Source organism: Enterococcus sp. LJL120, from assembly GCF_054871765.1.
Window position 1 is genome coordinate 132166 of sequence record NZ_JBTXLV010000007.1, and the last position, 12954, is coordinate 145119.

Here is a 12954-nt window from a genome sequence, read left to right on the forward strand (position 1 = left end):
CACATCAATTAAGCAATCTCAATCTTTTTTTCAGAAGTTAAAGCTTGGGGATTGCGTTCTTGCTGCATTTGCACCCAGACCATAAAGGTTAATAAGGTCCACAATTTTCTAGAGACATCTTGCTTGCCGCTGGCGTGTAATTCCAACAGGGAGAGGGCATAATTTTTATCAATCCATTGATCGACATCAGCCGTTTGAATAATATTTTTAGCCCAGTCGTACAATTCGTTTTTTAACCAAAAACGAATTGGCACAGGGAAGCCTAATTTTTTACGGTAAATCACAGATTCTGGCACAAAACTTTCCGCTGCTTTCCGTAAAATATATTTTGTCGTATTGTGGGCAATCCGCATATCAGAGGGGATTTTGCTAGCCACTTTAAAGACTTCTTTATCAACAAATGGTGTTCGCAATTCCAAAGAAGAGGCCATTGTCGTCCGGTCAGCATTTGTCAGTAAATCGCCAATCAACCAAGTGTTCATGTCAATGTATTGCATACGGGTGATTGGATCAATATTTTTTGAATCATTATAAAAAGGTGCTGTTACCTGCATATAATTCACATCATTGCGGTATTGCTTCATAAATTGCCGCTTTTCTTCTTCGTTGAAGATTTTGGCATTTCCCACATAGCGCTCTTCAATCGGGGTCGTTCCCCGAACTAAAAAGCTCTTACCTTTAACGCCTTCAGGAATGATTTTTGACATCTGCCGCAAAGCTGAATTTAAGCTCCGAGGGAATTTATCGAACATCGCTAAAGAATTTGGTTCATTATAAATCGTATAGCCGCCGAATAATTCATCGGCGCCTTCACCGCTTAAAGCGACTTTACAAATTTTCCGGGCTTCGCTGGCTAAAAAGTATTGGGGCACAGCCGCCGGATCTGCAAGGGGCTCATCCATATCCCAAACAAATTCCGGGAAGCTCTCCGCAAAAGCTTCAGGGGTAATCAGACTGCTGTGGTTTTTGACACCAAGTTCATCGGCAGTTTGTTTGGCCAAGTCGATTTCACTATAGCCTTCCCGTTCAAAACCAACAGAAATGGTATTTAAATCATTATTAAATTCCCGGGCCAAGGCAACAATAATCGAAGAATCAATCCCGCCGGATAAAAAGGAGCCAACGGTCACATCAGAGCGCATATGTTTTTCAACACTGTCGTATAAAACATTGCGGATTTCTTCAACTAAAACTTTTTCCTCCGTATGAACCGGATGGAAGGCTGGGGTAAAGTAGCGTTTAATTTCTAACGGCTTGTCAGCCTCTTTAAAGATGTAATGACCGGGGACCAAGCGTTTAATTTCATGGGTCATTGTCATTGGATCAGGTACAAACTGATACGTCATATATTGTTGCAACGCTTCATTGCTGAAGGTCTGTTCAGTTAAAATCCCCCGCAAAGATTTTGACTCAGAGGCAAAATACAAGCGGTCGCCCACTTCTGTATAGTGAAAAGGTTTAATTCCAAAATGATCTCTGGCACCGAATAAGGTTTTTTCTTGAGTATCCCAAATAACAAAGCCAAACATACCCCGCAGGTAATTGACCACATCTTTACCATGTTTTTTATACATGCCTAAAATCACTTCGGTATCACTATGGGTCACAAAAGAATAGCCTTCAGCGATTAATTCTTCTCTTAATTCCACATAATTATAAATTTCGCCATTGAAGGTAATCCAATAGCGTTGATTATCATAAGACAATGGTTGTCCGCCGTGTTCGATATCAATAATACTCAAACGACGAAAGCCTAAAGTCACAGCGTCATCCTGATAATATCCCTCATCATCTGGACCACGATGAATAATTCTTTCACTCATCTTCTTTACTTGCGGACGAAAATCCTCTGCTTCATTGTAGTGAACACAGCCAACGAAACCACACATGTTATTGCCTCCCATATCTATTTCCATTTTCCAAAAGGTAAACTTGTTCTGTTCTTAAAAATAAAGGTCAGACGGTCTTTTAAACCGGCTCCTTCACTTGTAAAATCATAGCACAGCTGACTTTAAAAGTATAATCTGAACCACAAAAAAACTAGAAAGTCTTAAAAAAATTTAATTTTTTATGCTGACAGTAAAGTTTTGTCAGTTTATTTGATTCTGTTATTTCATTTGAAATAATGAAACCCCTTTTAAAGAAATTGTGGTACACTTTAAGATGGAACCAAAAAGTCTTTTTATCGTTTTTCAAGAATAGGGAGGAATCATCAAAATGCGGACAATGAAATTTGGACCAACCGATCAAAAAGTTGATGCAGTGATTTTAGGAGCAATGCGGATTAATAATGCGGAAAATCCTCAGGCAGTGATTGAAACAGCCGTTGATTCAGGCATTACTTTTTTTGACCACGCTGATATTTATGGAGCAGGCAACTGCGAAACAATTTTCGGTGAGGCCCTCAAGAAAACCTCAATTAAACGGGAAGATTTATTTATTCAAAGTAAATGCGGCATTGTTCCAGGAAAATTATTTGATTTTTCAAAGGACCATATTATTGAATCTGTAGAAGGCAGTTTAAAACGCCTGCAAATGGATCATTTAGATGCCTTGTTGTTACACCGTCCAGATGCTTTAATGGAGCCGGAAGAAATCGCAGCGGCTTTTGATGAGCTAGCAGCTAGCGGTAAGGTCAAACACTTTGGCGTCAGCAACCAAAATCCAAGCCAAATTGATTTATTGAAAAAAACAGTTAAGCAGCCATTAGTTGCCAACCAATTGCAATTTGGCATTATGCACACTGGCATGATTGATTCAGGTATTCATGTCAATATGACTGATGAGGGCAGCGTTGATCATGACGGCGGCATTTATCATTATTCCCGCCTGCATGATATGACAATCCAAGCGTGGTCACCATATCAATATGGTTTCTTTGAAGGCGTCTTTATCGGCAATGAAAAATTCCCTGAGTTGAACAAAAAGCTTGAAGAGATGGCTGAAAAATACAATACTACGCCAACAGGAATTGCCTCTAGCTGGATTTTACGTGTACCAAATATGCAAGTGATTGCCGGCACAATGAATCTTGGCCGCATTAAAGAAATTGCGGCTGCCTCAGAGATTAAAATGTCAAAAGATGACTGGTATGATGTGTATTTAGCTGCTGGAAATATTTTGCCATAACAATGCACTAAATACTAAAATAAAATAGTAAAATAAAGAATGGAGTTGAGTTTGAAAATTTAATTCCATTTTTTATTTAAAAAAAAGGAAAAGGAAATGAAAATATGAAGGTCACAAAAAATTTGATTGATAGTCCAATTGGTTTGTTGAAAGAGGACGAATTAGGTTTAGAGCCATATGTAAAATCACTATCTAAACTGATTAAAACATGCGAAACACCGATGACGATTTCAATTCAAGGTGATTGGGGATCAGGAAAGACAAGTTTCATGAAAATGGTCATAGAAGACCTAGAAAATGATAATGTAGATACGAGAAAAAAATATCAAATCGCTGAGTTTAACACGTGGTTATATTCAAAGTTTAATTTAGATGATATGTTAACGGTATCATTCTTAAATAAATTTTCTGAAACTATTATAAGTACTGAAAAAAGTGAACAAGCGAAAAAAATAAAGAAGATAATTAAAACCTTAAGTTTCTCTGTTTTGAAAGGTGTATCTAATGGAATAATTTCGCAAGATGTGGCTGAAAGTTTTGCCGATACGAATTTCCTAAGTACAGCAGATCAGTTGGGAAATTTAAAAGAGCAATTACAAGCAGAGGTTAATACACTTATTGAGAAAAATAAAGCTGAAAGAATCATTGTATTTATTGATGATTTAGATCGATTGAACCCTAGTAAGGCAGTTGATTTGCTGGAAGTTTTACAATTGTTTTTAACAATAGAACACTGTGTATTTGTCTTGGCTATCGATTATGATGTTGTTATTCAAGGAGTAAAAGAAAAAATTGGGGAACATCAAGCAACTTCCAAAGCTCGAAATTTTTTTGACAAAATTATTCAATTGCCATTCAGTATTCCACCTGGAACTTCTGACAATATAATTCATTATGTTGAAAAACTTTTAAATCAAATTCCCCCTCTTGAGACTACTGGTGTTGAACTCAAGAACTATATAAAATTGATTACTCTTTCTGTGGAATTCAACCCAAGAAACATTAAAAGAGTTATGAATGCTTATTGGCTTTTATTGTTAGTTATTAGTGAAAAAAAGTCACAAGAAGTTCCTTTTGATAGAAAACAAATAAATGTATTACTTTTTGCTATGCTATGTATGCAGTTAGCTTACGAGCCGCTGTATAAACATCTATATTCAAATTTATCAAACGATAGTAAAATCGAGAGTCTACTAAATAACCCGAGCGAAGAAATTAAAAAAATTAAGGAAGCAACTGAAATTGAGGGTTCTGATATAAACGCAAATATCTGGGGGAAATGTTTAGAATTTACTGAAAACTTTATTGAATTATTAAATCAACAAAGTGATAAAGATAATATAGCTCTACTAAGTTATGTTATGCAGCTTACTCAAACTACCTCAAATGATGGTGAGACACTATTAAATCCAGCAAATTTAATACTTGAAGTTGTTGTGAGAACTAAAGAAATCATTAAAGATAAAAACAAGTTAAAAAAAATTTTATGTGATAATTTTTCTCAGGTAATTGAGGGGATCATTTTTGAAGAAAATGAACAAAGGGTAGTTATTGTTTTTAACGAAGAACAACCATATGAAATCAGAGAGGAAATTCGAGATCTTCTAATAGAAGAAGGATACCAGTTAAATAGAGTGACTTCCCATCGATATCATTACAATATAAGTAACCTATAATGAAAAATTTATTGACACTGTTTAGACTATATATATTAAGATTGTCTATCAATTCAGTAAAATAAAAATGGCAAGCAGTTATCGGAGGGAGACAAATGCAACTACTATGGAAAAATCTTGAAGATCAAAATCTGCGGGTGAAAATTCGCCAAAATCCCGAAAATTTTGTCGGCCAAGATGGGCAAACAGCTCTGCAGAAAATGATTCTTGGGGCCTTAGACTGTCTAGTTTCGATTGCTAATGACCTGCGGCAATGCCATCTGCTTTTAGCAATTAATAATCACGAGCTGACGGCGACTTTGCGTTTGCCAGAGGAACAGCCGTTAGAGCCTTGGTTAAACAGCCAAAATATCATCGATTTTAGTGAGCTGTTAGTCTTAAAAAATCTTTCCTCTTATTTTACGATTGAAGTTCAAAATCAGCAGCAGTTTATCAGTCAAACTTATCATGATGGACTTCTAAAAGAGAAGCAACAGGCCTTGTTTGAAGGTAATTTCAAAAAAGTCAGTCTGCGCTTTATTCCAGACTTTAAAGGTTTTGACAGTCAGCCTTTAGCTTATGGTGTGTTTTATAATTTTTGTCATCAGCTGGCTTTTTTAAACGATGGGCTGATTGTTGAGCTGAAGGAAAATCAAACGCAAAAAAATTATTTTTTGTTTCGCCAAGGACTAGTGGAGTATTTGTATGAGCAGGATGAATTTTCCTCCCGCCGCCGCAAACCCTTTTACTTTGAAAAACAAATTCAGCATATTCAGCTAAAGGTTGCATTATCCCGCAATGATCAGGGGCGAATTGCCGCTAGTTTTGCTAACAATTTACAAACGTATCAAGGCGGAACCCATTTAGAAGGCTTGATTGACGGAGCGCTGTTGGCTTTAAATGATTATTTCAAAAAGCAGAACAATATCGCTGTCTTTGATGAAGAAAAATTATTGACCCGTTTTGATTTGGCCGTGGCTGTCAAGTTGCCGAATGCGAAATATTTTGGAATTACCAAGTTGAAGTTGCGCAATCCCGAGGTTCATCAACTGGTTGAAGAGACAGTAGCCGATGAGTTCGCTACTTTTTTAGACCGTTATCCCCTCTGGTACAAGGATAAATAAAAAATGTTCGGTTTTTTCTTGATTGACGAGAGGAAAGCCGAACATTTTTTTGATTTGTTTGCAAAAAAGTTATTTTTTGTTGGAGAAGGGCTTGCTTTTTTGATTGATTTCGTGTAATTTACTTATGGCGAAATAAATCAGCGAAACAATAAATTAATGTTCGTGTTTTGCCAGAATAATGGGAGGTCATTTACTATGAAAGTATTTGATTACGAAGATATCCAGTTAGTACCGAATAAATGTATTGTGAACAGCCGTTCAGAATGTGATACAACTGTCACTTTAGGCAAGCATAATTTCCGTTTGCCAGTCGTGCCTGCAAATATGCAAACGATTGTGGACGAAACAATTGCGACATTCTTAGCTGAAAACAATTATTTCTATATTATGCACCGTTTTGATGAAGATGACCGCATTTCTTTTATTCAAAGAATGCAGTCAAAAGGCTTAATCAGCTCAATTTCTGTTGGTGTCAAAGAAAACGAGTATGCTTTTGTTGAACAATTGGCCAAAGAAAATTTGGTGCCGGATTATATTACCATTGATATTGCCCACGGCCATTCCAATGCCGTGATTAACATGATTGGTCATATTAAAAAGCATTTGCCAGACAGTTTTGTGATTGCCGGCAATGTTGGGACTCCGGAGGCTGTCAGAGAATTAGAAAATGCTGGTGCGGATGCAACTAAGGTTGGCATTGGACCAGGAAAAGTCTGTATCACCAAAATTAAAACTGGCTTTGGCACAGGCGGCTGGCAATTAGCAGCCTTGCGCTGGTGTGCGAAGGCTGCCCGCAAGCCGATTATTGCCGATGGCGGTATTCGGACCCACGGCGACATTGCCAAATCGATTCGCTTTGGTGCTACTATGGTGATGATTGGTTCGTTATTTGCCGGTCATGAAGAATCACCTGGAGAAACTAAAGTTGAAAACGGCGTTGTCTATAAAGAATATTTCGGCAGTGCCTCAGAATTTCAAAAGGGCGAGAAGAAAAATGTCGAAGGCAAAAAAATCTGGATTCAACACAAGGGTAGTTTAGCTGACACCTTAATTGAAATGGAACAAGATTTGCAATCTTCTATTTCTTATGCCGGTGGTCGTGACCTTGAGGCGATTCGCAAAGTGGACTATGTGATTGTTAAAAATTCAATTTTTAACGGTGACACCATCTAAATTTTATGAAGCTTGTTTAATAGTTTTACCAAAAAGCCTATCAACTTTTGATAGAAAGCAGTCAGTCCGAAAATTATTGAGACTGACTAGGCGAAATTTTGGCTAAACTATTCAGCAAGCTTTTTTGTGTTTTACCTGATACACTAAAGATAGCAAAATAGTAAAGGAGCAGGTATGAAACTTTATTTAATTCGTCACGGAGAAACTGATTGGAACGTTGCCAGTAAAATTCAAGGGAAATCAGATATTCCATTAAATGCCAATGGACAGGCTCAAGCTGAGCAATTGGCTGAGAAACTGGTAGCAAATCCTCTGAATTTTAGCAAAATTTATAGCAGCCCTTTGAAAAGGGCCGTTGAAACAGCCGACACTCTTAGTCAACAGCTAAAGCTAGAATTAATTGTTGCAGAAGGCTTAAAGGAAATTAATCTGGGCGTTTGGGAAGGCTTCACTTGGCCCGAAGTTGCGGAAAAATATCCGTTGGAATATCGGCAATGGTACGAAAATCGTCGGAGGACCCGACCACCAGCTGGGGAGTCTTATCAGGACTTGCTGGATCGGTTACTACCAACTTTGGTGACAATTATTGGCGAAAATTCTCAAGATGTTGCACTTGTCACCCACAGTGCGGTGATTATGACGTTGGAAAGTTTTTTACACGACACGCCTTTTGCCAAGATGGGGCAATATAAAAATGGCAATACCGGCATCACTGAGGTCTCGGCAGAAATGTTATTGACTAAAGTCCATTAAAGATTTTTGAAGTACATTAGAAGTACATTAAACATAAAAATATTCAAAAGCTGTTACATAATTTTTTAGATATTACTTCCGAAGCTTATTGAGTTTGTCTTTCCAGTCTAATAAGAAGATTGGTAGAAAATCTAGCTGCTTTTACAATCTAGCTGATTTGATGCAAAAACTCACAATAGTTAGTAGCTGTCACTAATTATTTTTCGGAAAAAAATATCATTAATTAAATTTTGTGTCACAGTTTTTTTTATACAGTTTTACTTTACCTGTCGTAGTAATTTTGCTATACTATTTACAACGACAGACGTAGTAATTGTTAGGAGGGGAGCAGATGATCTCAAGCGACGGGATCAGAGGCTATAACGATGTGATTATCTTATCCATTTTAAAAGCCGGCGAATCCTACGGTTATGGTATTTCAAAAGCCATTCGGGAAGTAACAGAAGGAAAATATATTATCAAAGAGACGACTTTGTATTCGGCTTTTAACCGTTTGGAAAAAAACGGCTATATCGAATCGTTTCCCGGGGCAATCACCCACGGAAAAAAACGCACCTACTATCGAATTACCGATTTAGGCAAAATTTTTTTAACAGAAAAAGAAGCTGAGTGGCAGCTGACAAAAGCAGTTGTTGATTTATTTATTTAGGAGGACAGGAAAATGAAAACTATTCGGGATTACTTGGAGAGCCTATTTTTAGGAGTGCCTGAAAGTCTGGAAAAAGACCAACTAAAAGCCGATTTAATGGCAAACATGGAAGACCGCTACGAGGAATTAATTAGTGAAGGCAAAGGAGAGCATGAAGCAATTGGCATCACCATTACTGAATTTGGGTCAATTGATGAGTTGCTAGCTGATTTAGAAATTTTGAAAGATGGGCATCAACAAGCGGAACCAGCAGATGACAATTGGCACGATGCAATTTCTCGAGAGGAAGCCTTTGCCTTTTTAGAAATATATCGCCGTTCTGCTTTAAAAATTGGCTTAGGTGTTTTACTAATTCTTTTAAGTGTCAGTCAGCTGATTTTCCTTAGTGAGATGTATGCCGAATATGTTGGTCTTTTTCTATTTTTCATTTTGATAGGTTGTGGTGTGGCCTTGTTTATTGTCGCAGGAATGGCCATCACAAATGTCTCCAAATCTTTAGATGATCGGCCAATCCCTAGAAATGTTGCCCAAGAAGTCTCAACGATTAAAAATGATTTCCGGCGTTCTTTTGCAGCCAGTATTACACTTGGCGTACTGATTATTATTTTTTCGGTGGGCTTACTTTTTATCGGTGAAATGCTAGGTGGCGACGGTCTCGGAGTTAGTATGATGTTCTTTGGTGTTGGCTTTGGGGTAACCCTGCTCGTCTATGGCGGCATGGTGCAAGGGAGTTTTGAGAAATTAACCAGTGAACGGATTTTTGTAGCAGATGAAGATCAGCCGGGACCTAGAGCTCGTCAAGCGAAAAATCTGCCTCCCTTTATCGTCTTTTTAAATGGAATTTACTGGCCGATTGTGGTCGCCATCTTCTTAATCGGCGGCTTTATCTTCCACGCCTGGAGTATTTCTTGGATTGTTTTTCCAATCGCCGGTGTCCTTTATGGCAGCATTCAAGCCGCTGTTGAAAGGTAAGCTTTCTTTAACGATTCACTTATAAAACTGATTTGCTGCTTTTATTTGAGAAATTTGTCTAGAAAATAGCTAGGACAATTTTTTGAATTGAAAAGCGCAAATCAGTTTTTTATTTGTAAAAGGAAAAAATGCAGCGAGTCAGAGGTCTCCTTGTAAACTATTGCCAACAAAAGTGATTTTCTCAGCTAATCCCCTATAAAAATGCTATAATGTTTCTTGTGAAAAGTACAAGTTTTGGAGGAATTATGAATCAGCAAGTGTTATCCAAACGTTTAGCTAGCGTCGGTGAATATGTTTTAGAAAATGCCCGACTAGCCGACATCGGTTCTGACCATGCCTATCTGCCAGTCGCTTTAGTGCTGCAGGGGAAAATAAATTTTGCAATTGCCGGTGAAGTGGTTAAAGGCCCCTTTGAATCGGCACAAAAGCAAGTCGCAAAAAACGGCTTGCAAAAAAATATTCAAGTCCGCTTAGCAGATGGTCTAGCGGCCGTTGAAAAGACCGACCAGATTACCGCTGTGACAATTTGTGGCATGGGGGGCAGTCTGATTCGAGATATCTTGGCAGCGGGTGTGCAACAGGAAAAGTTAAACGGCAGTGAACGGCTCATTTTGCAACCGAATATTGGTGAAAATATTTTACGCAGTTGGCTAAAAGAGCAAGAGTATCAAATTGTCGCAGAAACAATTTTAGAGGAAAATCATAAAACCTATGAAATAATTGTCGCCGAAAAAGCAGCGACAGCAGTTGCGTATTCACCAGCGGAAATTTTACTTGGTCCTTTTTTGAGCCAAGAAAAAAATCCCGTTTTTATAAAGAAATGGCAGCGGGAGTTAAGCAATCGGCAACGGATTCTCAATCAATTAAATTCAGCTACTAGCGCCACACCAGAAAAGATTGCCCAGTTCCAAGCAGAAATTGAACTAATTGAAACTGCATTGGCAAATCAATAAGCGCAACTAGCCGCAAGCTTTATGAAATTTCAGGTAAGCTGCGCCACAGATTATTTAAGTAAAGGAGTTAACCATGGTAAAAGCACAAACCGTTATTCAACGCTTTGAAGAATTTTGTCCGCAATGGCTCTCAATGGAGGGCGATATCTCTGGTCTGCAGGTGGGGAGTCTGGACAAGGAAATAAAAAATGTGATGGTGACCTTAGACATCCGCCCCCAAGTAGTGGCTGAGGCGATTGAAAAAAAGGTTGACTTGATTATCACCAAACATGCGCCACTGTTTCGACCGGTTCAGATGATCACCGATCAAGATGTGCAGACGAAAATGACGATGGATTTAATTCGCCATGATATTGCCGTCTATGTCGCCCATACGAATATGGATATTGTTGACGGCGGCCTAAATGATTGGTTTATGGAAGCTTTAGCTGTACCTGTGACGGGTTATCTTTCTGAAACCCATCGTTTTCCGATGATGAGACTGGCGGTTTTTGTTCCGACAGATGAAGCCAAAGCTTTGCGGGAGGTTTTAGGCAAAGCGGGGGCAGGCGTTCAAGGGAATTATCAGCATGTTAGCTTTTCAACAACTGGCACCGGCCGTTTTACTCCCGTGAAAGGCGCCCAGCCGGCAATTGGCAAAATTGACGAAGCTACGACAGTGCAGGAGACTAAAATTGAAGTGATTTTTCCTGAATCGCTGAAGGAAAAAATTGTGACTGCGCTATTAGCTGCCCATCCTTATGAAGAGGTAGTATATGATCTTTATGAATTAAAAAATGCTCCACAAACTTTTGGCATCGGGCGGATTGGTGAATTGCCAACCGCAATTTCAATCGATGACTTTATTGAGCGCAGTAAAAAAGCTTTTGGATTGGCCGAAATCAAAGTGGTGTTTCCGACTGAGACGAAACAACTGGTCAAAAAAATCGCGATTTGCGGTGGCAGCGGTGGCAATTTTTATAAAGATGCCTTACGCTTGGGAGCGGACGTCTATATCACCGGGGATGTTTATTATCATACAGCCCACGACATGCAAACAGCCGGGCTAACGGTCTTAGATCCCGGCCATTATATTGAAACTTTATGCAAAGAAAAAATTGCCGCTTTATTAAAGAGTTGGCAAATAGAAAATAACTGGGAGCTGGAAGTTTTTCCTTCAGCTGTCAGTACAAATCCTTTTACTTATCGCTAAACAGAATGGAGATTATGAAAATGTACGAAAATTTATTACCAAGATTTTTACGTTATGTCAAAACTGAAACCCGCTCGAATCCTGAGAGCACTACGACTCCTTCAACGCAAACGCAGGTAGCCTTTGCTCAAACTTTAAAACAAGAATTAATTGACTTAGGCATGTCTGATGTCTTTTATAATGAAAAAAATGGTTTTGTGATGGCAACCTTGCCTAGCAATACCGAGAAAGAGGTGCGTTCTATCGGTTTTATTGCCCATATGGACACCGCTGATTTCAATGCCGAAAATGTCAATCCACAAATTATCGAAAATTACGATGGTCAGTCAGTCATTAATTTAGATAAGGCCGGCCGCTACACCTTAAATATTGAAGACTTTCCCAATTTAAAAAAATATGCCGGTCAAACCTTGATTACGACTGATGGCTCGACTTTATTAGGCGCTGATGACAAATCGGGGATTGCTGAAATTATGACAGCGATGGAAATTTTGCTTAACAATCCTGACATCAAACACGGCTTAATTAAAGTTGCCTTTGGTCCTGATGAAGAAATCGGTGTCGGTGCGGATAAATTTGATGTAGAGCAATTTGCGGTTGATTTTGCCTATACGATGGATGGCGGCCCAGTTGGTGAATTGGAGTATGAAACTTTTTCAGCAGCTCAAGCCAATATCACAATTCACGGAAAAAATGTCCATCCTGGCACGGCTAAAAATACCATGATTAGTGCTTTGCAATTGGCGATTGATTTTCAAAATAGCTTGCCTCAAGACGAAGTACCGGAAAAAACTGACGGCTATCAAGGCTTTTTCCATTTGATGGCTCTAAACGGGAATGTCGAAGAAGCGAAGATGAGCTATATCATTCGTGACCATGACCACAATAAATTTTTAGCCCGCAAACAAATGATTACCGACATCCAAAATAAATTAAATAGCCGCTTTAATGAAGAGCGGGTCATTGTGGACATGTACGATCAGTATTACAACATGAAGGAAATCATTGAAAAAGATATGAGCATTGTGGAGCTGGCTAAAAACGCTATGCTTGAATTGGCAATCGAGCCGATTATCGAACCAGTGCGGGGTGGAACAGACGGTTCTAAAATTTCTTATATGGGAATTCCAACGCCAAATATTTTTGCCGGTGGTGAAAATATGCACGGCCGCTTTGAATTTGTCTCTTTACAGGCGATGGAAAAAGCTGTTGATGTCATTGTTAAAATCGCAGAAAATAACGCAAAATAATTTTAACTGGTCTGTGGCATAAGTTTTTTTACAGTCAAAATTTCTCAAGACAGTTTTGCACGATAAACTAGCAAAAGAGATTCTGCTGACAGCTTGTGCCCCAG

The 12954-nt window shown here is 38.6% G+C and carries 11 protein-coding genes; 10 read left to right on the forward strand and 1 reads right to left on the reverse strand.

The features are described 5' to 3' along the window. Window positions 1–8: 8 nt before the first annotated feature. Complete coding sequence (asnB, locus tag ACYSNU_RS12825; RefSeq protein ID WP_461737604.1) at window positions 9–1889, reverse strand: asparagine synthase (glutamine-hydrolyzing); 1881 nt, start codon at window positions 1887–1889, stop codon at window positions 9–11. 328 nt (window positions 1890–2217) lie between these two features. Here asnB and ACYSNU_RS12830 point away from each other — a divergent pair, with 328 nt between their 5' ends. The 10 genes from ACYSNU_RS12830 to pepT all read left to right on the forward strand — a co-directional run bounded on the left by ACYSNU_RS12830 (window position 2218) and on the right by pepT (window position 12850). Continuing rightward, the gene (locus ACYSNU_RS12830) at window positions 2218–3129 is read left to right on the forward strand and encodes an aldo/keto reductase (protein WP_461737605.1); all 912 of its coding nucleotides are present in this window, start codon (window positions 2218–2220) and stop codon (window positions 3127–3129) included. Between the two features lie 104 nt (window positions 3130–3233). Continuing rightward, entirely contained in the window at window positions 3234–4805 is a 1572-nt protein-coding gene (locus ACYSNU_RS12835) for a KAP family P-loop NTPase fold protein (protein WP_461737606.1), read from the forward strand. A 95-nt stretch (window positions 4806–4900) separates the two neighbouring features. Then, a complete protein-coding gene (locus tag ACYSNU_RS12840; RefSeq protein WP_461737607.1) occupies window positions 4901–5908 on the forward strand; it encodes a DNA topoisomerase subunit B in 1008 nt (335 codons plus the stop codon). A gap of 195 nt (window positions 5909–6103) precedes the next feature. Next, window positions 6104–7081 (forward strand): GMP reductase, encoded by a 978-nt coding sequence (guaC, locus tag ACYSNU_RS12845; protein WP_461737608.1) that lies wholly within the window; start codon window positions 6104–6106, stop codon window positions 7079–7081. A gap of 174 nt (window positions 7082–7255) precedes the next feature. Beyond that, complete coding sequence (locus tag ACYSNU_RS12850) at window positions 7256–7834, forward strand: histidine phosphatase family protein (protein ID WP_461737609.1); 579 nt, start codon at window positions 7256–7258, stop codon at window positions 7832–7834. 331 nt (window positions 7835–8165) lie between these two features. Further along, complete coding sequence (locus tag ACYSNU_RS12855; protein WP_461737610.1) at window positions 8166–8483, forward strand: PadR family transcriptional regulator; 318 nt, start codon at window positions 8166–8168, stop codon at window positions 8481–8483. A gap of 12 nt (window positions 8484–8495) precedes the next feature. Beyond that, a complete protein-coding gene (locus tag ACYSNU_RS12860) occupies window positions 8496–9455 on the forward strand; it encodes a permease prefix domain 1-containing protein (protein WP_461737611.1) in 960 nt (319 codons plus the stop codon). 245 nt (window positions 9456–9700) lie between these two features. Further along, window positions 9701–10408: a tRNA (adenine(22)-N(1))-methyltransferase gene (locus ACYSNU_RS12865; RefSeq protein ID WP_461737612.1), complete on the forward strand. Its 708-nt coding sequence runs from the start codon at window positions 9701–9703 to the stop codon at window positions 10406–10408. 73 nt (window positions 10409–10481) lie between these two features. Beyond that, window positions 10482–11600: a Nif3-like dinuclear metal center hexameric protein gene (locus tag ACYSNU_RS12870; protein WP_461737613.1), complete on the forward strand. Its 1119-nt coding sequence runs from the start codon at window positions 10482–10484 to the stop codon at window positions 11598–11600. A gap of 20 nt (window positions 11601–11620) precedes the next feature. Beyond that, window positions 11621–12850, forward strand: a complete 1230-nt coding sequence (pepT, locus tag ACYSNU_RS12875; RefSeq protein ID WP_461737614.1) for a peptidase T — start codon at window positions 11621–11623, stop codon at window positions 12848–12850. Window positions 12851–12954: the final 104 nt, after the last annotated feature.

Excerpts from the sequence above, each read along its gene's own strand:
- asnB (WP_461737604.1), bottom strand. The coding sequence starts at position 1,889 with ATGTGTGGTTTCGTTGGCTGTGTTCACTACAATGAAGCAGAGGATTTT.
- ACYSNU_RS12830 (WP_461737605.1), top strand. The coding sequence starts at position 2,218 with ATGCGGACAATGAAATTTGGACCAACCGATCAAAAAGTTGATGCAGTG.
- ACYSNU_RS12835 (WP_461737606.1), top strand. The coding sequence starts at position 3,234 with ATGAAGGTCACAAAAAATTTGATTGATAGTCCAATTGGTTTGTTGAAA.
- ACYSNU_RS12840 (WP_461737607.1), top strand. The coding sequence starts at position 4,901 with ATGCAACTACTATGGAAAAATCTTGAAGATCAAAATCTGCGGGTGAAA.
- guaC (WP_461737608.1), top strand. The coding sequence starts at position 6,104 with ATGAAAGTATTTGATTACGAAGATATCCAGTTAGTACCGAATAAATGT.
- ACYSNU_RS12850 (WP_461737609.1), top strand. The coding sequence starts at position 7,256 with ATGAAACTTTATTTAATTCGTCACGGAGAAACTGATTGGAACGTTGCC.
- ACYSNU_RS12855 (WP_461737610.1), top strand. The coding sequence starts at position 8,166 with ATGATCTCAAGCGACGGGATCAGAGGCTATAACGATGTGATTATCTTA.
- ACYSNU_RS12860 (WP_461737611.1), top strand. The coding sequence starts at position 8,496 with ATGAAAACTATTCGGGATTACTTGGAGAGCCTATTTTTAGGAGTGCCT.
- ACYSNU_RS12865 (WP_461737612.1), top strand. The coding sequence starts at position 9,701 with ATGAATCAGCAAGTGTTATCCAAACGTTTAGCTAGCGTCGGTGAATAT.
- ACYSNU_RS12870 (WP_461737613.1), top strand. The coding sequence starts at position 10,482 with ATGGTAAAAGCACAAACCGTTATTCAACGCTTTGAAGAATTTTGTCCG.
- pepT (WP_461737614.1), top strand. The coding sequence starts at position 11,621 with ATGTACGAAAATTTATTACCAAGATTTTTACGTTATGTCAAAACTGAA.